The sequence below is a fragment of the Microbulbifer mixtoriginis (SeqCode) genome (genome assembly GCF_052467945.1).
The window spans coordinates 4,142,091-4,163,608 of sequence record NZ_CP174328.1; the positions used below are offsets into that span (position 1 = coordinate 4,142,091).

19 protein-coding genes are annotated in these 21,518 nt (G+C 53.3%); 1 reads left to right on the top strand and 18 read right to left on the bottom strand.

Features of this window, described 5'->3' with window-relative positions:
* Positions 1 to 11 precede the first annotated feature (11 nt).
* The 6 genes from glmS to glmU all read right to left on the bottom strand — a co-directional run bounded on the left by glmS (position 12) and on the right by glmU (position 7,621).
* Positions 12 to 1,841: a glutamine--fructose-6-phosphate transaminase (isomerizing) gene (gene glmS / locus ACJJIJ_RS17995; RefSeq protein ID WP_444938061.1), complete on the bottom strand. Its 1,830-nt coding sequence runs from the start codon at positions 1,839 to 1,841 to the stop codon at positions 12 to 14.
* Between the two features lie 46 nt (positions 1,842 to 1,887).
* Positions 1,888 to 2,664 (bottom strand): DeoR/GlpR family DNA-binding transcription regulator, encoded by a 777-nt coding sequence (locus ACJJIJ_RS18000; RefSeq protein WP_252083938.1) that lies wholly within the window; start codon positions 2,662 to 2,664, stop codon positions 1,888 to 1,890.
* A gap of 114 nt (positions 2,665 to 2,778) precedes the next feature.
* Entirely contained in the window at positions 2,779 to 4,050 is a 1,272-nt protein-coding gene (locus ACJJIJ_RS18005) for a dihydrolipoamide acetyltransferase family protein (protein ID WP_444938062.1), read from the bottom strand.
* Entirely contained in the window at positions 4,047 to 5,042 is a 996-nt protein-coding gene (locus ACJJIJ_RS18010; RefSeq protein ID WP_444938063.1) for an alpha-ketoacid dehydrogenase subunit beta, read from the bottom strand. The genes ACJJIJ_RS18005 and ACJJIJ_RS18010 overlap by 4 nt, the downstream gene beginning before the upstream one ends.
* Entirely contained in the window at positions 5,042 to 6,133 is a 1,092-nt protein-coding gene (gene pdhA / locus ACJJIJ_RS18015) for a pyruvate dehydrogenase (acetyl-transferring) E1 component subunit alpha (protein WP_252083941.1), read from the bottom strand. The genes ACJJIJ_RS18010 and pdhA overlap by 1 nt, the downstream gene beginning before the upstream one ends.
* Before the next feature lie 126 nt (positions 6,134 to 6,259).
* Positions 6,260 to 7,621, bottom strand: a complete 1,362-nt coding sequence (gene glmU, locus ACJJIJ_RS18020) for a bifunctional UDP-N-acetylglucosamine diphosphorylase/glucosamine-1-phosphate N-acetyltransferase GlmU (protein ID WP_252083942.1) — start codon at positions 7,619 to 7,621, stop codon at positions 6,260 to 6,262.
* Positions 7,622 to 7,835: 214 nt separating this feature from the next.
* On the opposite strand from glmU, the gene ACJJIJ_RS18025 reads away from it, so the two are divergent.
* Positions 7,836 to 11,177 (top strand): amidohydrolase family protein, encoded by a 3,342-nt coding sequence (locus ACJJIJ_RS18025; RefSeq protein WP_444938064.1) that lies wholly within the window; start codon positions 7,836 to 7,838, stop codon positions 11,175 to 11,177.
* Between the two features lie 118 nt (positions 11,178 to 11,295).
* Here ACJJIJ_RS18025 and ACJJIJ_RS18030 read toward each other — a convergent pair whose 3' ends face one another.
* The 12 genes from ACJJIJ_RS18030 to atpB all read right to left on the bottom strand — a co-directional run bounded on the left by ACJJIJ_RS18030 (position 11,296) and on the right by atpB (position 21,510).
* Positions 11,296 to 12,090, bottom strand: a complete 795-nt coding sequence (locus ACJJIJ_RS18030; protein ID WP_444938065.1) for a formate/nitrite transporter family protein — start codon at positions 12,088 to 12,090, stop codon at positions 11,296 to 11,298.
* A 263-nt stretch (positions 12,091 to 12,353) separates the two neighbouring features.
* A complete protein-coding gene (locus ACJJIJ_RS18035) occupies positions 12,354 to 12,986 on the bottom strand; it encodes a glutathione S-transferase family protein (protein WP_444938066.1) in 633 nt (210 codons plus the stop codon).
* 151 nt (positions 12,987 to 13,137) lie between these two features.
* Positions 13,138 to 13,572, bottom strand: a complete 435-nt coding sequence (locus ACJJIJ_RS18040; protein ID WP_444938067.1) for a VOC family protein — start codon at positions 13,570 to 13,572, stop codon at positions 13,138 to 13,140.
* A 20-nt stretch (positions 13,573 to 13,592) separates the two neighbouring features.
* Entirely contained in the window at positions 13,593 to 14,582 is a 990-nt protein-coding gene (locus tag ACJJIJ_RS18045; protein WP_444938068.1) for a hypothetical protein, read from the bottom strand.
* A 191-nt stretch (positions 14,583 to 14,773) separates the two neighbouring features.
* Entirely contained in the window at positions 14,774 to 15,193 is a 420-nt protein-coding gene (locus tag ACJJIJ_RS18050) for a F0F1 ATP synthase subunit epsilon (RefSeq protein WP_020413901.1), read from the bottom strand.
* Positions 15,194 to 15,211: 18 nt separating this feature from the next.
* On the bottom strand, positions 15,212 to 16,615 hold the full coding sequence (gene atpD / locus ACJJIJ_RS18055; RefSeq protein ID WP_252083948.1) for a F0F1 ATP synthase subunit beta: 1,404 nt from the start codon (positions 16,613 to 16,615) through the stop codon (positions 15,212 to 15,214).
* Positions 16,616 to 16,674: 59 nt separating this feature from the next.
* Positions 16,675 to 17,535 carry a F0F1 ATP synthase subunit gamma gene (gene atpG / locus ACJJIJ_RS18060; protein ID WP_252083949.1) on the bottom strand — a complete coding sequence of 287 codons (861 nt, stop codon included), beginning with the start codon at positions 17,533 to 17,535 and terminating at the stop codon, positions 16,675 to 16,677.
* Between the two features lie 77 nt (positions 17,536 to 17,612).
* On the bottom strand, positions 17,613 to 19,157 hold the full coding sequence (gene atpA, locus ACJJIJ_RS18065) for a F0F1 ATP synthase subunit alpha (RefSeq protein WP_152455988.1): 1,545 nt from the start codon (positions 19,155 to 19,157) through the stop codon (positions 17,613 to 17,615).
* 49 nt (positions 19,158 to 19,206) lie between these two features.
* Complete coding sequence (locus tag ACJJIJ_RS18070; RefSeq protein WP_252083950.1) at positions 19,207 to 19,743, bottom strand: F0F1 ATP synthase subunit delta; 537 nt, start codon at positions 19,741 to 19,743, stop codon at positions 19,207 to 19,209.
* Positions 19,744 to 19,755: 12 nt separating this feature from the next.
* On the bottom strand, positions 19,756 to 20,226 hold the full coding sequence (locus ACJJIJ_RS18075; RefSeq protein WP_252083951.1) for a F0F1 ATP synthase subunit B: 471 nt from the start codon (positions 20,224 to 20,226) through the stop codon (positions 19,756 to 19,758).
* A gap of 52 nt (positions 20,227 to 20,278) precedes the next feature.
* A complete protein-coding gene (atpE, locus tag ACJJIJ_RS18080; protein WP_020413895.1) occupies positions 20,279 to 20,524 on the bottom strand; it encodes a F0F1 ATP synthase subunit C in 246 nt (81 codons plus the stop codon).
* Positions 20,525 to 20,583: 59 nt separating this feature from the next.
* Positions 20,584 to 21,510 carry a F0F1 ATP synthase subunit A gene (atpB, locus tag ACJJIJ_RS18085; RefSeq protein WP_252083952.1) on the bottom strand — a complete coding sequence of 309 codons (927 nt, stop codon included), beginning with the start codon at positions 21,508 to 21,510 and terminating at the stop codon, positions 20,584 to 20,586.
* Positions 21,511 to 21,518 lie beyond the last annotated feature (8 nt).

The window sequence follows — 21,518 nt, forward strand, 5'->3', positions numbered from 1 at the left end:
GCCTTGGGAAATTACTCTACCGTCACCGACTTAGCCAGGTTCCTAGGCTGATCTACATCGGTGCCTTTCAGCAACGCCACATGATAGCTGAGTAACTGCAGAGGCACTGTGTAGAGGATAGGTGCCAAGCTCTCTGGGGAGTCCGGCACTTCAACCACAGTGATCCCTTCCTCGCTGGTGAAGCCGGCCTTAGGGCTGGCAAAAACAAACAGCTGTCCACCGCGCGCACGCACTTCCTGCAAGTTGGACTTAAGCTTTTCCAACAGCTCGTTGTTGGGGGCTACAACAATCACCGGCATGTCCGCATCTACCAGCGCCAATGGACCGTGTTTAAGCTCTCCCGCCGGGTAGGCTTCTGCGTGGATATAAGAGATTTCCTTAAGCTTTAGTGCACCCTCAAGGGCGATGGGGAACTCGACACCACGACCGAGGAACAGCGCATGGTTCTTCTCCGCAAAAGCCTCACTGGTATGTTGAACCAGTGCATCGAGACCAGTAAATTCTTCCATCAGCTTCGGCAGTTGATGCAGCGCACTAACTAGTTCCGCCTCACGCTCACTGGGGAGGCCGTTGGCCTTGGCCAATGCAATACTGAATAACTGCAGGGCCACCAATTGGGTGGTGAAGGCTTTAGTTGAGGCCACACCAATTTCCGGGCCCGCTTCCGTCATCAGCGAAAGTTCAGACTCACGCACCAGAGAACTGTTGGGCACATTGCAGATCGTCATAAAACCCAGGTAGCCAAGTTTTTTGGCCTGACGCAGAGCTGCCAGGGTATCCGCAGTTTCGCCAGACTGAGAAATAGTCACAAACAAAGTACCCGGACGCACAACGGTCTTGCGGTAGCGGATCTCACTTGCCACTTCCACCGAGCAGGGCACTCCCGCCCAGTCCTCCAACCAATAGCGCGCAACCATGCCTGCGTGGTAGCTGGTGCCGCAAGCGACGATCTGCACCTGTTCTACCTTGGGTAAAATTTCCTGGGCGAGGCTACCCAGTGCCTGGGACAAGACCGTACGCTCTCCAATACGCCCAGCCAGAGTCGCTGCTACAACTTCAGGCTGTTCGAAGATTTCCTTCTGCATATAGTGGCGATAGCGCCCTTTGTCGGCAACGTCGTGGCCCCTATCCAGCTTATGCACCGGGTGGCTAACTTCTTCGCCCTGCTTATTGCGAACGGAAATTCCGCTGCGACGCACTTCCGCTACATCCCCCTCTTCGAGGAAAATAAAGCGATCGGTAACCTGGCGCAGTGCCATTGGGTCTGAAGCGATAAAGTTCTCCTCAATGCCAACCCCCAAAACCAAGGGGCTGCCGTAGCGCGCACAGGCCAGGACCTCGGGCTCCTCACTACTGATCACAGCGAGCGCGTAAGCGCCCTCAAGCATCTTGGTAGCCTTGCTTACTGCATCCACTAACCCATGGCCATTGGTACTCAAAGAATGAACTAAGTGAACCACCACCTCAGAATCGGTATCCGAGGCAAATTCATAGCCCTTAGCCTGAAGATCCTCACGCAAGGATTGGTGATTTTCAATGATCCCGTTGTGAACTAGGGTAATATGTCCGGACATATGGGGATGGGCATTTTCGTCGGAAGGCACTCCATGGGTTGCCCAGCGAGTGTGGGCAATTCCCTGGAGGCCCTCAGCAGGCTCGGTCGATAACTTGGCCTCCAGGTCTGCGACCTTGCCCAAGCTCTTACGCAGCTGTAGCTGGCCATCTTCATCGCGAAGGCAGACGCCCGCAGAATCATAGCCCCGGTACTCCAGGCGGCGCAGGCCCTCAAGAAGAATGCCCGTCACATTACGCTGGGCCAGTGCCCCAACAATCCCACACATATCGATTTCCTCTCAAATTCCTAAAAGTCTTTTGCTTATTCTTTCGCTAGTCACCGGCAACAGGTTTTGGGGATGCACAAATCACCCGCACGCCCATATCCTTCAGTTTCTCCTGGGCACTCTCTTCCAAACCAGAATCCGTCACCAGTACATCGACTTGTGACCAGGATAGTTCCTGGTTGGGGATGCGCCTGCCAACCTTGCTGGATTCCGCCAACACCACCACTTCCCGTGCAACTTCCGCCATCACCCGGGAAAGACCTATTTGCTCGTTGAACGTACAAGTGCCGCGCTCCAGATCTATGCCATCGGCACCGATAAAAGCTCTGTCGAAGTCGTAATCGCGTAAAACCTGCTCTGCCACCTTGCCCTGAAAGGCCTCGAAGTGGGGGTCCCAGGTGCCGCCTGTCATTAACAGGGTTGGCTCGTTTTCCAGCTCCCGCAGGGCATTAGCCACATGCAAAGAGTTGGTCATGACCACGAGGCCACGCTTAGATTCCAGCTCGGGAATCATCGCCGCAGTCGTGCGGCCGTAATCGATCACGATGCGATGATGATCGGGAATCAAGGCCGCTGCGGCACGGCCAATAGCACGCTTCACTTCCGATGGCCCATCCTCCACAACCAACTCTCGTGGAACCGGTATGGCACCACCACGCCGACGCAGCAGCAGGCCGTGGTTTTCCATCGCAGTAAGGTCCTTTCGAATCGTAACTTCTGAAGTTTCGAAACGCCTTGCTAAATCTTCGACACTGGCCTCCCCAGTTTCATTCAAAAGACTCATAATCCCATGGCGGCGCTGTTGGGTATTGCGTTTCGACATAACATGCTAACTTTCATTTCGAAACTTAAAGATAGCAAAATGAAAGATAAATTCCCACAGGAATTTCAAAAAGGCAGAGTCCCAACAGGGAAACAGCAGAAATGATGCCGCTACTCAGGTGGAAAGCGCGGCTAGCATCGCCTGGAGAAAGCGCGCCAGTTCACCGCCGGTCACCGCTCGATGATCAGCACTAATAGAAAGCGGCAACAGTGGCCGCATAGCCGGCCAACGGTCTATGACGACGACTCCTTGGCAAACCCTGCCCGCACCGACAATGGCCACCGTAGGGGGCAACACAACGGGTGTCGCATAGCGCCCGGCAATAGCACCAAAGTTGGACAAGAGAATCGTTGCGCCCTGCAAATCGCTCTGGGCGATTCCGGTCTCCCTGGCCTGATGCTTGAAGTCGGCCACCTGGGCCATCAGTGATTCATCTGATCGCGTGGCTACATCTTTGAGCACAGGGACATATAGGCCTCGCGGGGAATCTACCGCCAATCCGATATTGACGGGCTGTTGAGGAGACAGCTGATCATCTTGGAAATACGCATTGAGGGTAGGCTCCGCAGCACAGGCAGACTGCACAGCGCGAATCAGTCTCAATAATGCCGGTTCGCTGCCCCACCAACTGGAGATATCCGCATCATCACATAGGGTAATCTGCGCCACCTGGTCCCTAGCGCGGCTCATGGATAGGCCCATGGCACGCCGAGCCGGGGACATAATTTCCCCAGGCTCTTGAGCTTTTACCAAATCCCTCTCAGGCAAAGGCTTCCTTGTATTTTGCTCAGCTTGACCGGTAGCTATTTCCGCGGCACTAAATTTTGCCCCCGCGGCAGAGCGCACCTGTGCAGCTGTGATCACTCCCCCGTCCGTGGAGAGCTTTTCCAAATTCACCCCCAGGCGCCGAGCTAGGGCACGAACCGAGGGTGTTGCCAGCCGTTTAGGCCCCTCAGTAAGGCCCTGCTCGGCGCCGAGGACATCTTCACTCTGTTCGAGCTTCCCAACCACCGTTCCACTGTCGGCCCGCGACCGACTAGGTGCCGATGCGCCGCACACTTTTTCCTTTTCAGGTTCTTCCTGAATGACAGACTCTTTGGGGGAAGAAGCTTCAGCAGGCACTGCTGATTGCGATGTCTCTTGGCTACTGCCTTCAGCGACAAAGCCCACTAAGGGCTCACCCACATTGACGGTTTGATCCGGCTCTGCAAACAGCTTCTCTATTCTGCCTCCCCATGGAGCTGGAACTTCTACCAGAGCCTTGGCGGTCTCAACGGTTACCAGGCTTTCGTGGGCGATAATTTCATCTCCTTCATGTACATGCCATTCCCGCACTACTGCATCCGGCAACCCCTCACCGAGGTCGGGCAGGGTAAAAATTTTCATGCCGCCCCTCCATTTGCGTATTCGAGCACTTCCCGCACCGCCGTCATAATTCGCGGCACACCGGGTAGGTAGACATCTTCAAGCTGGTAATAGGGCATCACCGTATCGAACCCCGTTACTCTTTGTACCGGTGCATGCAATAGATCGAAGGCGTATTCATTGATCTGTGAAGCCACCTCTGCACCCAGACCACAAAAACGTGCGGCTTCATGTATCAAGACACAGCGGTGGGTTTTCTCCAAGGAATCAATAATGGTGTGAATATCCAGGGGTTTTAGAGTGGCGAGATCGATCACCTCCGCTTCGATGCCTTCAGTGGAGAGCTGCTCGGCAACCTGCAGGGTCTCCTTCAGCGAAGCTCCCCAGGCGATCAAGGTGATATCACTGCCCTCTCGCAAGACAAAGGCACGGTCCAGCGGCAGAGCCTCACCATTGTCGACGACTTCCTGGCGCACAGCACGATAGATCCTCTTGGGTTCGAGAAAGACAACCGGGTCAGGATCGCGGATCGCCGCCAGTAACAATCCATAGGCCCGTGCCGGAGAGGAAGGCACCACTAAGCGCAATCCGGGAATATGGGCGAACAGGGCCTCAGTGCTCTCCGAATGATGCTCTGGTGCATGGATTCCGCCTCCATAGGGGGCCCGGTAGACAATCGGGCAGGAGAGACGGCCGCGAGTGCGATTGCGATAGCGCGCGGCGTGGCTGAGGATCTGATCGAGACCGGGATAGATAAACCCCATAAACTGAAATTCCGCCACCGGTCGCAGGCCCTGCACCGCCATACCAATCGCAATCCCGGCAATCATATTTTCCGCCAGCGGAGTATCCAGTACCCGTTCATGGCCAAAACGCGCCTGCAGGCCATCGGTAGCACGAAAAACGCCGCCGTTCAGTCCCACATCCTCACCGAAAACAACCACCTTGGGGTCTCTCTGCATTTCGAAAGCGAGCGCCTGGGTAATCGCTTCGACCAGGGTAATTTGCGCCATCAGCTGTCCCCCTGCAATTGTTGGTATTGCTCGATAAAGGCCTCGGGCAAGGTTCCATAGAGGTGATCGAAAATAGCCGTAGACTTATCTCGAGGAGTTTGCCGATACACCCGCACTGCCTCCTCCAGCATCTCCTTCAACTCCCGCTGTAATTCCTCTTCCTGTGAATCTCCCCAGATACCCAGGCTTTCCAAATAGATTCTCAGCCGCCTGAGCGGCTCCCTACCCCAAGCTTCTTTGACGCCCTCTTGTGGTTGGTAGCGGCTGGCATCATCCGCAGTGGTGTGATCGCACAGACGATAAGTCACCGCCTCAATCATTGAAGGCCCGCCACCTTCATGGGCCAGTTGCAGCGCCTCCAACACGGCCTGATACACAGCGATAACGTCGTTGCCATCAACCTGTAAACTGGGGATACCGGCGGCGATTGCCTTCTGCGCGAGGGTCTTACAAGCAGTCTGCCCAGAACGGGGTAGGGAGATGGCCCACTGGTTATTATTGATCACCACCACCAGCGGCAACTTCCAATCCCCTGCCAGGTTGATGGCCTCATAGAAGTCTCCCTTGGAAGTGGCGCCGTCACCGCCACTGGTAACCGCCGCGCGTATAGGCTCCCCCAGCTGCTCGTGTTTATATTTGAGCGCAAAGGCAACGCCGGCTCCATGCAACATTTGCGTGGCAATAGGTACGCTTAGCGGTAGATCCTCGCATACGTGGCGATAGTTCTGGCCGCGTTCATCTCCTCCCCAAATAGCGTAGATTTCCTCTATACGCACACCGCGCTCCAAAAGAGCACCGGTTTCCCGGTAATTGGGGCAGTAGACGTCTTCTTTTGCCATGGCGGCACCGACGCCCACACCGATCGCTTCCTGCCCAAGACTGGATGGGTAGGTACCGAGTTGACCGGTGCGCTGCATCTTCACCGCGCGATCATCGACCATACGCGCCAGGGTCATTTGCCGGTATAGGGAAACCAGAGTATCCGGGGTAGCGAAATCGGGCAGCGCCTGCGTAGTCTGTCCTGACTCATCCAGATACTGTAAAGAAGCGATATCAAAGCTGGCGAGCAGCTGCATTCTGGGCTTGTGCATCGGGCCATTCCTTTTGTTCCCGAAGCGCAAGTTTAATGGAAAGGAGATATCCCACCGGGTGGGAGGAGTGAAATCCCGCCGGAATTCGATTTTCCAGCGGGTTTCCCCTTTTAGGAAGGGTAAAAACTAATTTCGTTTAATGGGACGTTCCCAACCGGTGATATTGCGTTGCTTGCCCCGCGCAACGGCCAGCTCTTCACTACCCACCTCCCGGGTAATGGTGGAGCCCGCTCCTATGGTGGCACCACTGCCAACTTTCACCGGAGCAACCAGAGCGGTATTGGAACCAATAAAGGCGCCGTCACCAATTTCAGTAAGGGACTTATTCACACCATCGTAATTACAGGTGATGGTGCCGGCACCGATATTCACAGACTCACCCACGACTGAATCCCCTACATAGGAGAGGTGATTAATCTTGCTGCCGACTCCCACTTTGGCCTTTTTGGTCTCTACAAAGTTACCCACCTTGGCTCCGTCAGCCAGCTCGGTGCCAGGGCGCAGGCGAGCAAAAGGACCAATGGTACAAGCTTCACCCACATGGGCACCTTCAATGACAGAATTGGCCTCTACACGGGTGCCATCCGCCAGACGGCAATCTTTTAGCAGGCAATTGGGGCCAATCTGTACCCCCTTGCCCAGTAAGACATCACCTTCGAAGATACAGTTGATATCAATGGATACATCGGTATCGCATTCGAGGCTGCCACGGATGTCGATCCGGGCTGGATCGAGCAAAGTGACACCGGCATTCATCAGTGCCACTGCGCGGGTATGTTGTAAGGCCCGCTCCATCTGAGCCTGCTGGGCGCGGCTGTTGACACCGGCGACTTCCAGCGTGTCACTGGCACGCTCGCCCGTCACCGCGATCTCCTCACTCACAGAACGTGCGATGACATCGGTCAGGTAATACTCGCCCTGGGCATTCTCACAAGACAACTCAGGTAACCAACGAGCCAGCAGATCTGCCGGCGCCGCCAGGATACCGGTGTTCACCTCACTAATAGCCAGTGTATCGGCATCCGCATCTTTCTCTTCTACAATCGCCCGCACCCGACCCGACGTATCGCGCACTATGCGCCCATAACCGGCCGGATTGGCCATTTCTACCGAGAGCAGGGCTGGGCCATGATCCGCAGCCGACAGCAGGGACTGTAGAGTTCCCGCCCTGACCAATGGCACATCACCATAAAGTACCAACACGGTGGCACCCTCGCGGAACTGAGGGATAGCCTGTGCCACAGCGTGGCCGGTGCCCAGCTGTTCCGTCTGCTCAACAAACTTCACACCACTATCGGCAAAGCGCTGACGTACCTGGTCTGCGCCGTGTCCGACAACCACGGTAATTTCAACACCCTGCAACTGTCGCGCCGTCTCAATGACATGCCCCAACATGGGAATTCCGCCAATCGGGTGCAGCACTTTGGGCAAGTCCGATCGCATACGGGAACCTTTGCCCGCAGCCAAAATTACTACGTCAATAGTCATAATGGTCTGAAATCTCACTAACTCCTTAAATTTGTCAGCATTGTGGCTACTAGTCAGTTGTAACTCAACCCGATGTAACAGCTTGTCGCTTAACTCATCATGATTGCCGCCGGACGGCGATCCCGGTAATTTAGCCTCCTGAAGATCAATACGTTGCCCATTACAACAGTACAGTCAGAGCCAACGCAGACAATGCGGTGGAGGGAAATTGTCCATGAATACAATCGAGCAAAAAAAACCACGGCGCCATTTATTGGCTCTGGCAGCGCTTATGCTGTCCCTGCCTCTGGGAGCCGTAGCAGAAGCTGAAGGCGCTGAAGAACAAGAAGGAGATAAGGCGGAAGCCCAATCTTGGGATATCAACAAGCCGCCCTACGAATTTAAACCGATCCAGTTGGACACCCGCGAGACCACCTGGAGCAACCTGGATATCAGCCCAGATGGCAAAACCATCCTGTTCGATATGCTTGGCGATATCTACACAGTGCCGGTAGCAGGCGGCGAGGCAGTAGCCCTGACCAATGAAATCGCCTGGAATATGCAGCCGCGCTTTAGCCCGGATGGCAAGAACATCGTATTTATCAGTGACCGCGACGGCGCCGACAACATTTGGTTGATGGATCGCGATGGCGGCAACCTTCGTCAGCTCACGACAGAGAAGGAAAATCTGCTGCACTCGCCCAACTGGAGCCCCGATGGCCAGTACCTGGTAGCACGTAAAGGTTTTATGTCCGGCCGCAGTATTCCCGCCGGAGAAATCTGGATGTACCACTATGGTGGGGGTGAAGGCCGCCAACTGAAAGAGCGTATCGGTGGCGATATCGCCCAGAAAAACATTGCCGACCCGGCTTTCTCCCCAGATGGACGCTACGTCTATTACTCCATCGACACCACACCGGGTACCGTATGGGAATACAATAAGAACTCGACCAAGGAAATTTTTGCGATCAAGCGCTACGACCTGCAGGACGGTGAAGAGGAAACCTTTATCTCCGGCCCCGGCGGTGCAGTAGCTCCTGTACCCTCTCCAGACGGCAGCAAGCTGGCCTTTATCCGACGCCAGGACAACCAGACTTCCCTATTTCTGAAAGACCTTAACACCGGCCTCGAAACCCCGGTTTATTCTGGTCTTGAGCGCGACCTGCAGGAAATCTTCGGCCCGCACGGCAACTATGTGCAGTACGATTGGATGCCCGATGGTGAATCATTGGTCGTTTGGACTGGCGGTAAATTCCTACGTATCTCCATCAACGGCGACAGCGTTGCGCCGATTGCGGCTCATGTGAAGGTCGAGAAACAGGTCGCGGATGCGGTGCGCTTCCCTGTGGAAGTAGCCCCGGACACCTTCGATGTGAAAATGATTCGCTGGGCGCAAAAATCCCCCAACGGCAAGCAGGTCGCTTTCCAGGCATTGGGCAAGATTTATATTCAGGATATCGCCAGTGGTGAGCGCCGCCGGCTGACCCGCCAGGAAAACCACTTTGAATTCTATCCCAGCTGGTCCCGCGATGGTCGCGAGATCACCTATGTCTCTTGGGACGACCAAAAACTCGGTCATGTGCGTGTAGTATCCGCCCGCAGCGGTCGCGGCAAGAACATCACCAAACAGCCCGGCCTCTACGTAGAGCCGAGCTTCTCCCCCAGTGGTGACACCGTGGCCTACCGCCGCTTTACCGGCGGTTACCTGCTCAGCCCCGAGTACTCATTAGAACCGGGTATCTACCTGGCAGACGTCGACGGCAACTGGCAACGCCGGGTTGTGAAGTCCGGCTATGAGCCGCACTTTGGCGCCAGCGAGGACCGTATCTATTTCTCCGAGTACCAACACGCCGGCGGCGGCAAGCGCGTATTGAAGAGCAGCAACCTGGAAGGCAAAGATGAGCGTGAGCACCTGCACGGCGCTGAGATTACCTCCTTCCGCCTGTCCCCGGACGGCAAGTGGGTCGCCTTTACCCAGGACTTCAAAGCTTTCGTCGCGCCCTTTATGCACACCGGCAAGTCCGAGGTGATCGGCCCTGATAGCAAAGCGGTCAAAGTCACCCAGGTATCCAAGCGCGCCGGTGAAAACCTGCACTGGTCCGCCGATAGTGACACCCTAGGCTGGGCACACGGGCCCAAGCTGTTCGAGCGCGAACTGAAAGACGCCTTCGAATTTGTCGCCGGTGCCCCGGAGGAACTACCAGAGCCGGTTTCTGAAGGCATCGACCTGAGCTTTGAGCAGTCCTTCGACAATCGCGCTGGCCTCGTTGCCCTCACCGGTGGCAAAGTCGTCACTATGCGCGATGCGGAGAACACCCGCGAAATTATCGAGGATGGCGTGGTTCTATTCCGAGGCAACCGCATTGTCGCGGTGGGCCCAGCTGCAGAAGTTGAAATTCCCGCCGAGGCGAAGCGTATCGATATCACCGGCAAAACTGTATTGCCAGGGCTGATTGACGCTCATGCCCACGGCGCTCAGGGTCGCGAAGAAATTATCCCGCAGCAAAACTGGAACCTGTTCTCCAGTCTGGCATTTGGCGTGACCACGATTCACGACCCCTCCAATGACAGCAGCGAGATATTCTCCGCCGCAGAAATGCAAAAGGCCGGTCTGATTACCGGACCGCGTATTTTCTCTACTGGCACCATCCTCTATGGCGCCAAAGGTCCAGGCTACAAAGCCAAGATCAATTCCCTGGAGGACGCTCAGTTCCACGTCAACCGTCTCAAGGAAATGGGCGCCATCTCGGTGAAGAGCTACAACCAGCCCCGCCGCGACCAGCGCCAGCAAGTGCTGCAGGCAGCCCGCGAAGCCGGCATTATGGTAGTGCCCGAGGGCGGCGGTAAGTACCAGCACAATATGAACATGATTGTGGACGGGCACACCGGTATCGAGCACTCACTGCCGATCGCCAATGTCTACGGCGATGTGGAGCAACTGTGGAGCCAAACCCAAGTGGGTTATACACCGACCTTCGTTGTGGCCTACGGCGGCCTCTGGGGTGAGGAGTACTGGTATGACCGCACCGAGGTATGGAAGAACGAGCGCTTGACCCGCTTTACCCCCGATTTTATCGTTAACCCCCGCTCTATCCGTCGCCCCACTGCGCCGGATGCCCACTACAACCACTTTAATGTGGCCCGTCAGGCCAAGCAGCTGCGCGACGAAGGTGTCACCGTACATATCGGCGCCCACGGTCAGCGCGAAGGACTTGGAGCGCACTGGGAGATGTGGATGATGGAGCAGGGCGGCTTTACCCCCTGGGAAGCCTTCCGCGCCGGTACCATCGATGGTGCCCGCTACTTGGGTATGGACGGTGATATTGGCAGCATTGAGACTGGTAAGCTGGCTGACCTGATCGTGGTTGACGGCAACCCCTTGGATAACCTGCGTCTGTCAGAGAACATTACCTACACGGTAATTAATGGCCGTGTGTTCGAGGCAGAAACCATGAACGAAGTCGGTGCTGGCGAACGCTTGGCATTCTTCCACGAACGCCTGCCTATCAGCGCTATGCCCGCTCCTACGGCAGAGGCGGTACAAGAGAAAATGGAACGCCACCACTGGGTACATTAATTCCCAGAGTCTTAGTTTGTATCCGGTGGCTTCCGCCGGATACAACTTCTAGGGCGCGGAGAACTATCAAAGCGCCCAATTACCTATCTCTTATAACCCTACTAAAGAGGGTTTTCGGCTAGAGCAAATTATTGGTGATATAGCCATATTTCAAAAGACCCACAAATACGGCCCCGCCAAAGGTATTACCCAACGTGGCTAAGATTTGAAAGCGCAGTACTTCCATCAAACCTACCGAGCCATCACCACCTATCCAGGCACTAAATATTGCTACGGCTCCTGCTACACAATGCGGCAGACTGCCCAGACCGATTAGAAAGGTCACTATTACAATAACCATTATTCGACTAATGGTGTCAGTACTGGATGAAACCAGCCAACCGAGTAAACCCATTAGCCACCCAGCCAAAATTACACCAAGACATAACGCACTATTATTCGTACTAATCAGCTTTTGACCATAGTAATCAAAACCTGCTGAAACAATGTTTTGACTGACTGAGACATAACCCACCAGTATCAACGCAAATAAAAAAGTGCCAATCATATTGCCGAGATAAATGAATCCCCAGATACGCCCCAGATTACGCAAACGCTGCCTTCTATTAGTAACTGGTAAAATTGCCAATGTCGTATGTTCGGTAAAAAGATCCGTGCGTCCTATAATGACCAAAATAAAGCCAACCGGGTAACTCATCGACAACACAAGGAGTAACGCCGATTTATCCAGCTCTTCATGAAAACTGCTAAACAGCGCTATCATCAAGAAAAAACTAAAACCAATTTCCAATCCCGCAGCAATAGATGACCATAACAGAGAGCGACTATCACGTTCATATTCATGCAGGCTGGCATCCATCTGTCCACACAAAACCACCCGTTCACTCTTGGGTCTATCGCTATTGATACTCATAGAAAATCAGAATGGGAGATGATAAAAATCACATCATGGGAAGACGCGACACAGCATTCAGGATAGCTGCTTTGGACTTGAACAAGGCCCTAACTAGCCTCGCCATTAAATTAAAAAAATCATAAAATATGGGGTAATTATTCACTCTAAATAATTACAGGTGAACTTCAAATACACCCAATACTTGTCTCCAGACTTTAACACTCATGCATTAAAAAGCCTCGTACAGCGAGGCTTTACATAGTAATCTCAAAAAGTGATAACTAAACTTCATTAACCTCTTCTATTAGAGCTTTATCCAATGCATGCGCTCGCTGGAAAGCTTCACGTTTAGATAAGCACTCAACATACTCCTGAAACTCTATTCGCTTCTCTATAGTGCCAAACTGAAGCCCCCATTCTAACTGGGCACCTATATAAACATCCGCTGCAGTAAAACGCTCACCGAGAATATAGGGTCCGGACTTAATCACCTTAGAAAGTGTGTCTAATGCCAACTGATAGGAACCGTAACCGAGCATTAGCTGCTTGTCTGCACCGGCCTCTTCCCCAAAGATATATTTATTCACAATGGCAGATTCCATAGGGCCAGCCGCAAAAAACATCCAGCGATAAAAGTTCGCTCTCTCATCGTCATTCATTGGCGCCAATTCTGCCTCAGGGAATACTTCCGCTAAGTAAACACAAATAGCTGAAGCTTCTGTAATAATTCTCTCACCATGAACCAGAGTAGGTACCTTACCCATTGGATTAATGGTAAGGTATTCGGTGGTCTTCATAGGTTCACCGTACTCAAGTACCTCTGTACGATAAGATAAGCCCAATTCTTCTAGCATCCAGCGCACTATGCATCCGCGGGACTGGGGGTTAGTATATAAAATCAAATGATCTGACATGATTCTCTCCCTGAAAACGGAGAGAATAGTTTATTTTAATACTATTATTTTTCGAGAGATTTTTACGCCAGTAGGGAAGTTCTTGTTGCGGGATTAGAATAAACTTGTAAAAAATTAATCTTGTAAAAAGGTGATAAGGCTTATTTTTTCATCACAGCCATTCAGCCAACTCTATCGTGATGTATTCAGGACCCTCAATGTATACCAGCTTTCTGCTCAAATACTCTATAACCTGACCACGAATATGAACTCCATTTTTCTTCAAGTAGTCCACAGAAAACTCGATATCATCAACCCTCAAGCAAAGATGGTTATAGCCAGGTCTTGCCAGATTTAATAAATTGGAATCAGAAAATATCCTTGGTGTACGGAAGTGTAACAACTGAATTTCAAATCTTGGCTCAGCATTCTTCAAAACCATTGTTAAATGGTCTGCCTGAACATTGGGGACCTCCAGATATTTAGAGATTTTATCTCCTGAAATAACATCAGTGATCTCCAATTCAAAATCTAATAATTCAAAGAATTTTTGGCTTTTTTCCAAATTGGTGACAGCGATGGTTACATGATCAGGATTCTTTATCATCGACTAATCCTCCACCCTCTCTATCGATTCCTGGAAATTGCTCTACCAATTCTCTCGTACTGTTGGAGTAATTTGGGCATACTCTCGGCGCCAATATATTCTTTTGAATTTTCGGCAAATCCTTTCCAATGAAAAGGAAACATCACTTCCACCTTGGAATTTGAAATAGCAAAGTTATAAGCTTGTCGAGCTCGAGAAATAAGTTGTGCCTCTGATAAAATTCCATAATCTCGATTAGTGGTCTTGAACCCTCTCGGAATTAAATAATATTTAGCATCCATATGCTGAGTTTTATGCATCAATTTTTCAACAATTTCGTCCTGAAAGTTCACCCCAACATAGTGATCAACACCGAATAAATTGTAGTTCTCTGGTACGATTAGCTGGAATCTAGCCTGACTCACAGTGTTGTGTGTAAATGTAATAGCAAGTTTTGCCTTAGGGAAATCTCTCCTTATCAATTCTCCAATCTCCTCAAGGTAATTTTTCAAATCTTTATCCGGTAACAGAGATCTTTGGAAGGGTTCATCTAGCGGATCAAAAGCGTAAATAATATCTTTAAAAGGCAGCAACTCTTGCCTGGCTTTTTCCCATCTATCCAGATAATCCTCCTGCTTACTTTTCCCAAAATCCTTAAAAAAAATAGGGGCCAAAGCCACCCAGATCTTTAACCCATGCTTCCTGGCAATTGCCATTAGGTCTTTATCGAAGTACCAAATATCAACGAAAGTAGAGAATCTTGCGACTTCAGGAATATCATCTTCATCCCAACCAGAGTGATAAAACCCAAATTCTTTTAGGTGGCTTGGCACCCTATTTTTCTCAGGAGTAATTCCTGTGACAAAAATATTACCGGGAATATAAAAAGGCTTGGTGTTACTGAGATATTCGGCGAGGGTGGGGGCGTCATAAAATTGAGAGTGGCTATTTACACCCAAGAACAATAAAAAAAATGTCAGAAAAATCGAAATTTTTCGAAATGAGGCCTGATACAACTTATTGAAAACCATAAATCAGCGCCACTTTAAATTGAATGAATACATTTGGCTAATTAGGCCAATATCCAGTATAGAAAAGGCACGGAGAAGAGAAACAAGAATAGGGATAATTACAGGGAGGCTTATTCAAGATGCAAAAAAAGCAGCCGAAGCTGCTTTTTTATCGCCTTGAAGTAGGCGCTTTACACAAATGTAAGCGCTACTTACTTGCCGGCCGCCTTGCGGATTGCCTGCAGAGTGCGCAGACGCGCCTCGGCTTCGGCCAGCTGGGCTGAGATACGCGCATAATCAACTTCAGAAGGCGCTTTGTGCAGGGCGTGTTCCGCTTCTTCGCGGGCCTTCTGCGCGGCTTCCTCATCAATTTCACGCTCGGCTACATCCGCGAGGATGGTAACCATGTTCGGCTGCACTTCGGCGTAGCCACCGCTGACGAACAGTACTTCCTCTTCACCACCGGGCTTGATGATGCGTACCGGACCGGGCTTCAGGGCGGTAAGCAGTTGCGCATGGCCGTAGGAGAGACCCAGCTCACCTTCGATACCACTCACAATCACCATCTGCACCAGTCCGGAGAAGAGAGACTGCTCGGCGCTGACAATGTCACAATGTACTGTCATGGCCATAGTATATGCCTCTCTGGCTTAGCCTTTGGTCTTGTTGGCTTTTTCCACGGCTTCGTCGATGGTTCCCACCATGTAGAAGGCCTGTTCAGGCATGTGGTCATACTCACCGTTCAGGATGCCCTGGAAGCCACGGATGGTTTCTTTCAGGGAAACATATTTACCTGGTGCACCAGTGAAGATTTCCGCAACGTGGAAAGGCTGAGACAGAAAACGCTCGATCTTACGGGCGCGGGCTACGATCTGCTTGTCTTCTTCAGACAGTTCGTCCATACCCAGGATCGCGATGATGTCCTTCAGCTCTTTGTAGCGCTGCAATACAGACTGTACGCCACGAGCCACTTCGTAGTGCTCCTGACCGATTACCTGCGGGTCCAGCTGACGAGAGGTGGAATCCAGCGGGTCAACAGCCGGGTATATACCTTTGGCGGCGATGTCACGGCTCAGTACTACAGTAGAGTCCAAGTGCGCGAAGGTGGTCGCCGGAGACGGGTCAGTTAAGTCATCCGCCGGTACGTATACCGCCTGGATAGAGGTGATAGAGCCAGTCTTGGTGGAGGTAATACGCTCCTGCAGAACGCCCATCTCTTCCGCCAGGGTCGGCTGGTAACCTACCGCAGAAGGCATACGGCCCAGCAGTGCGGATACTTCGGTACCGGCCAGGGTGTAACGGTAGATGTTGTCGACGAACAACAGTACGTCTTTGCCTTCATCACGGAATTTTTCCGCCATGGTCAGGCCGGTCAGGGCTACGCGCAGACGGTTGCCGGGCGGCTCATTCATCTGGCCGTAAACCATCGCCACTTTGGAGTTGGCTTTGTTTTCCAGGTCAACAACGCCGGATTCAGCCATCTCGTAGTAGAAGTCGTTACCTTCACGGGTACGCTCACCAACACCTGCAAACACGGACAGACCGGAGTGCTCGGTAGCGATGTTGTTGATCAGTTCCATCATGTTTACGGTTTTACCTACACCGGCACCACCGAACAGACCAACCTTACCACCCTTGGCGAACGGGCAAACCAGATCGATTACCTTAATGCCGGTCTCCAGCAGTTCGGTAGAGCTGGACTGCTCTTCGTAGGTCGGTGCAGCGCGGTGGATAGAGGAGCGCTCTTTCTCACCGATAGGGCCACACTCGTCAATCGGGTTGCCGAGCACGTCCATGATGCGACCGAGGGTTTCCAGGCCTACCGGTACAGAAACCGGAGCGCCGGTATTGCGCACGGGCAGACCGCGGCTGATACCTTCGGATGAACCCATGGCAATAGCGCGTACCACGCCGTCACCCAACTGCTGCTGCACTTCCATGGTGAGGTTCTTGTCCTCAACCACCAGTGCGTCGTATACATTCGGAACAGAATCGCGTGGGAATTCCACGTCGATGACCGCTCCGATCACTTGCACAATTTGCCCGTTACTCATTTCCGGATCCTCAGCTTTAAATTCTTTCTAGGCTGACCATTACTGCTAGGGGCAGCGGATTAAACCGCCGCCGCACCGCCGACAATTTCGGACAGTTCCTGGGTAATGGCCGCCTGGCGCGCCTTGTTGTAGACAAGCTGCAACTGATCGATCAGCTCACCGGCGTTATCGGTGGCGCTCTTCATCGCGATCATACGCGCTGCCTGCTCACAGGCTTTGTTTTCAACTACTGCCTGGTATACCTGAGACTCGATATAGCGAGCCAGCAATCCATCCAGCAATTCAACCGGATCCGGCTCGTAGAGGTAGTCCCACTCGTGCATGAGTTTTTCATCTTCGTCTTTCGGCAGCGGCAGCAATTGCTCAACCCGCGGCTTCTGTGACATGGTGTTGATAAACTCGTTGGATACCAGGAACAGGCGATCAATATCGCCTTCTGCGTAACGATCCAGCATTACCTTAACTGAGCCAATCAGCTTGTTGGCCTGGGGCGCATCGCCCAGGTCGCGAACTGCTGCGACAACCTTGCTGCCGATGGCGTTAAAGAAACTGGCCGCCTTGTTACCTACTGCGCAGACTTCTACGTCAACGCCTTTTTCGGACCATGCCTGCATCTCGCGAATGGCCGCTTTGAACATGTTGATGTTCAGGCCACCACAGAGACCGCGGTCAGTGGATACCAGGATAAAACCGACCCGCTTGGCCTCGCGCTCCTGCAGGTAAATATGCTGGTACTCGGCCGAAGCGTTGGCGACGTGGCCGATCACTGCGCGTATGCGCTGGGCGTAGGGACGCCCCAGTGCCATGCGATCCTGAGCCCTGCGCATCTTACTGGCTGCAACCATTTCCATTGCGGCAGTAATCTTCTGCGTGCTCTTGATGCTGGCAATTTTTGTGCGTACTTCTTTTCCGCCTGCCATAGTGATTTACCTTGTTCGCTGGAAGTTAGATTCCGAAAGAGCGGACACGCCGCTCTTTCGCGCTCTCCAGGGAGTTCTTACCAGCTGCTAGTAGCGACGAACTTCTCGATAGCGGCTTTGAAAGCTGCGTCGATTTCGTCGTTGTAGTTACCAGTCGCGTTCACTTTCTCCATCAGCTCTGCGTGTTCGCTGTTCATGTAAGCGAGCAGGGCGGCTTCGAAATCGAGAACCTTGGCAACTTCTACTTCTTTCAGGTAACCCTTGTCGGCGGCGTAAACGGAAACAGCCATGTCCGCGATAGACAGCGGAGAGTACTGTTTCTGCTTCATCAGCTCGGTTACACGCTCACCGTGATCCAGCTGGGCTTTGGTAGCTTCGTCCAGATCAGAGGCAAACTGGGAGAATGCCGCCAATTCGCGGTACTGAGCCAGAGCGGTACGGATACCACCGGACAGTTTCTTGATCACCTTGGTCTGCGCTGCACCACCTACACGGGATACGGAGATACCCGGGTTGATCGCAGGGCGGATACCGGAGTTGAACAGATCGGTCTCGAGGAAGATCTGGCCGTCGGTAATGGAAATCACGTTGGTCGGTACGAACGCGGATACGTCACCGGCCTGGGTTTCGATGATCGGCAGGGCGGTCAGAGAGCCGGTCTTGCCTTTCACTTCACCATTGGTGAATTTCTCTACGTAGTCGGCATTTACACGCGCAGCGCGCTCCAGCAGACGGGAGTGCAAGTAGAAAACGTCACCGGGGTAGGCTTCACGTCCAGGCGGACGCTTCAGCAGCAGGGAGATCTGACGGTAGGCCCAAGCCTGCTTGGTCAGGTCATCGTATACGATCAGGGCATCTTCACCGCGGTCGCGGAAGTACTCACCCATGGTACAGCCGACGTAAGGAGCCAGGAACTGCATCGCTGCCGGATCGGCGGCGCCAGCGGCCACTACGATGGTGTGGTCCATAGCGCCGTGCTCTTCGAGCTTGCGCACTACGTTGGCAATAGAGGACTGCTTCTGGCCCACGGCAACGTAGATACACTTAACGCCGGTGCCTTTCTGGTTGATGATGGCGTCGATCGCCACAGCAGTCTTACCGATCTGACGGTCACCGATGATCAGCTCACGCTGGCCACGGCCAATCGGGATCATGGTATCAACCGCTTTCAAGCCGGTTTGTACAGGCTGGTCAACGGACTGACGGGCGATAACGCCAGGCGCTACCTTTTCTACCGCGTCGGTCAGCTTGTTGTTCAGTGGACCCTTGCCGTCGATCGGGTTACCCAGCGCGTCTACAACGCGGCCGAGCAGTTCCGGACCAACCGGGGTTTCCAGGATACGGCCGGTACAACGACACTTCTGACCTTCGGCCAGAGATTTGTAGTCGCCCAGGATTACAGCACCAACGGAGTCGCGCTCCAGGTTCAGCGCCATACCGTAAACGCCGCCTTCGAACTCGATCATCTCACCGTACATCACGTCGGCCAGGCCGTGGATGCGGATGATGCCGTCGGATACGGAAACAATGGTGCCCTCATTTTGGGCTTCAGTGCTCACATCGAGATTTTCGATGCGGCTCTTGATGATTTCACTGATCTCAGAGGGATTCAGTTGCTGCATGCTCTGTTCCTCAAGTCCCCCGCCGGCTGACGCCGACGGGGAGAGTAATTTAGGAGTTCATCGCCTCGGCGAGCTTGGCCAGACGGCCGCGTACGGAACCGTCGATGACTGTATCACCGGCGCGGATGATCGCGCCGCCCAGCAGGCTCTCGTCCACCGAGCTGTGCAGATGTATTTCGCGTTCAAACTTCGCCCTGAGCTTTTGGCCCAGTGCTTGCGCCTGTGCATCGCTCAGGGCGTGCGCGGAAACAACTTCCACCTCGAGGGTGGCTTCCGCCTGCGCTTTCAGCTCTTCGAACAGCTCGGAAATTTCCGGCAGCAGCTGCAGGCGGTGGTTTTCCGCCAGCAACCGGATGAAATTTTTTCCGTGCTCGCCGAGCTCGTCTGAACAGATCGACAGGAATTTATCTGCGCGCTCTTCACTGGTGAGCTGTGGGTTATCCAGCAGCTCACGCACTTTTTCGTTCTGGCTGACCGCCGCCGCAGTTTCCAGCGCAGCGCTCCAACCACCTAAGTGGGAGGCTTGCTGCGCATAGGCAAATGCAGCTTTAGCGTAGGGCCGGGCCAGTGTGCTGAGTTCCGCCATGGGGTTCCTCGCTTACAGCTCGGCTGCCAGTTTGTCGATCAGGTCATCGTGCGCTTTAGCGTCGATATTGACCGCGAGAATCTTCTCCGCACCCAGGACAGACAGGTCTGCCACACGGCTGCGCAGTTGCTCTTTAGCGCGATTCACTTCCTGGTCGATCTCAGCTTTAGCCGCAGCTTTCAGGCGATCGCCCTCGGCATGCGCAGCCTGCTTTGCTTCATCGATAATCTGATTAGCGCGCTTGTTGGCGCCATCGATAATCTCGCTCGCCTGATCTTTGGCTTCTTTCAGCTGCTCGGCAGCTTTGCGCTTGGCCAGTTCCAGATCTTTCTGCGCGTGCTCGGCGTCAGCGAGACCATCTGCGATCTTCTGCTCACGCTCTTTCATCACGCCCAAAAGCGGCGGCCAAACAAACTTCCAGCAAAACCAGACGAAAAACAGGAAAGTAATCGACTGGCCGATTAGAGTCAGGTTGATATTCACACCGACACCTCTTGCTCTTTAAATAGGGTTAAGGGCAATTGGAACGGCGTAATTAAACCAGACCAGGAGCTACGGCGAAGATCAGGTACATAGCGATACCAACACCGATCATCGGAACCGCGTCAAGCAGACCAGCCATCAGGAACATTTTGCCCTGCAGAGCCGGAGCCTGTTCAGGCTGACGAGCGGAACCTTCCAGCAGCTTGCCACCCAGAGTACCGAAACCGATAGCGGTGCCCAGGGCGCCCAGACCGATCAGCAGTGCACTTGCGATGTAAACCAGACCTAATGCTTCCATTGTGTTCTCCAAATCAAAGTTAAAGAGTTGTTGTAAAGGTCGAAAAAAGGGTTAAAAACTTATTGATCGTGCTCGTGCTCATCGTCGCGATGGTGTGCCATCGCCATGTACACGGTGCTCAATACCATAAATACGAACGCCTGCAGCACGATTACCAGTACGTGGAAGATCGCCCAGCCCATGTGCAGGAGACCCGCACCAATAAAGCCGAGGACGCCAACACCAAAGACAATCGCGATCAGGATAAAGATCATTTCACCGGCGTAGAGGTTTCCGAACAAACGCAGGCCCAGGGAGATCGGCTTGGCGATCAGGGATACTGCTTCCAGCAGGAAGTTGACCGGGATCAGCAGGATGTCAAAGAACAGTTTGCCGGTATGGAAAGGGTGCAGAGTCAGCTCTTTCAGGAAGCCGATGGCACCTTTCTCGCGAATACTGAAGAAAATCATCAGTGCAAACACCGCCAGGGCCATACCCAGAGTGGCGTTCGGGTCGGTAGTCGGAACCACTTTAAAGAAGAGGTGATCGTTACCGGAAATCTTGGCGGCAGCCATTGGCAACCAGTCCACCGGCACCAGGTCCATCAGGTTCATCAGGAATACCCACACAAAAATGGTCAGCGCCATCGGGGCAACCATGGTGTTGCGGTGGGGGAAGGTTTCCTTAACCAGCTTGTCGATAAACTCGGTGACCAGCTCCACAAAACTCTGGAAACCGGTGGGCTTGTCCACACTGGCCTTTTTGGCAGCGCGGGCAAACAGGAAACAGAAAATCAGGCCGAGGCCGATAGACCAACCCAGGGTATCCACATGTAGGGCCCAAAAGCCCATATCCGCGGCTTCCTGAGAGGAATGCGCCATAGTCCAGGTGGACTCACTAAGCACAGAACCATCGGCGCGGGTGTACCCGGCCGGCAGCTTGCCGTAAGTCATATTTTGCAGGTGGTGTTGGATATACCCCGTCGCAGTTAGAGCTTCGCCCGCCATATTTCCTC

What these genes read in the sequence shown, in the direction of transcription:
- glmS (WP_444938061.1), bottom strand. Translation starts at nt 1,841, where the DNA reads ATGTGTGGGATTGTTGGGGCACTGGCCCAGCGTAATGTGACGGGCATT.
- ACJJIJ_RS18000 (WP_252083938.1), bottom strand. Translation starts at nt 2,664, where the DNA reads ATGTCGAAACGCAATACCCAACAGCGCCGCCATGGGATTATGAGTCTT.
- ACJJIJ_RS18005 (WP_444938062.1), bottom strand. Translation starts at nt 4,050, where the DNA reads ATGAAAATTTTTACCCTGCCCGACCTCGGTGAGGGGTTGCCGGATGCA.
- ACJJIJ_RS18010 (WP_444938063.1), bottom strand. Translation starts at nt 5,042, where the DNA reads ATGGCGCAAATTACCCTGGTCGAAGCGATTACCCAGGCGCTCGCTTTC.
- pdhA (WP_252083941.1), bottom strand. Translation starts at nt 6,133, where the DNA reads ATGCACAAGCCCAGAATGCAGCTGCTCGCCAGCTTTGATATCGCTTCT.
- glmU (WP_252083942.1), bottom strand. Translation starts at nt 7,621, where the DNA reads ATGACTATTGACGTAGTAATTTTGGCTGCGGGCAAAGGTTCCCGTATG.
- ACJJIJ_RS18025 (WP_444938064.1), top strand. Translation starts at nt 7,836, where the DNA reads ATGAATACAATCGAGCAAAAAAAACCACGGCGCCATTTATTGGCTCTG.
- ACJJIJ_RS18030 (WP_444938065.1), bottom strand. Translation starts at nt 12,090, where the DNA reads ATGAGTATCAATAGCGATAGACCCAAGAGTGAACGGGTGGTTTTGTGT.
- ACJJIJ_RS18035 (WP_444938066.1), bottom strand. Translation starts at nt 12,986, where the DNA reads ATGTCAGATCATTTGATTTTATATACTAACCCCCAGTCCCGCGGATGC.
- ACJJIJ_RS18040 (WP_444938067.1), bottom strand. Translation starts at nt 13,572, where the DNA reads ATGATAAAGAATCCTGATCATGTAACCATCGCTGTCACCAATTTGGAA.
- ACJJIJ_RS18045 (WP_444938068.1), bottom strand. Translation starts at nt 14,582, where the DNA reads ATGGTTTTCAATAAGTTGTATCAGGCCTCATTTCGAAAAATTTCGATT.
- ACJJIJ_RS18050 (WP_020413901.1), bottom strand. Translation starts at nt 15,193, where the DNA reads ATGGCCATGACAGTACATTGTGACATTGTCAGCGCCGAGCAGTCTCTC.
- atpD (WP_252083948.1), bottom strand. Translation starts at nt 16,615, where the DNA reads ATGAGTAACGGGCAAATTGTGCAAGTGATCGGAGCGGTCATCGACGTG.
- atpG (WP_252083949.1), bottom strand. Translation starts at nt 17,535, where the DNA reads ATGGCAGGCGGAAAAGAAGTACGCACAAAAATTGCCAGCATCAAGAGC.
- atpA (WP_152455988.1), bottom strand. Translation starts at nt 19,157, where the DNA reads ATGCAGCAACTGAATCCCTCTGAGATCAGTGAAATCATCAAGAGCCGC.
- ACJJIJ_RS18070 (WP_252083950.1), bottom strand. Translation starts at nt 19,743, where the DNA reads ATGGCGGAACTCAGCACACTGGCCCGGCCCTACGCTAAAGCTGCATTT.
- atpE (WP_020413895.1), bottom strand. Translation starts at nt 20,524, where the DNA reads ATGGAAGCATTAGGTCTGGTTTACATCGCAAGTGCACTGCTGATCGGT.
- atpB (WP_252083952.1), bottom strand. Translation starts at nt 21,510, where the DNA reads ATGGCGGGCGAAGCTCTAACTGCGACGGGGTATATCCAACACCACCTG.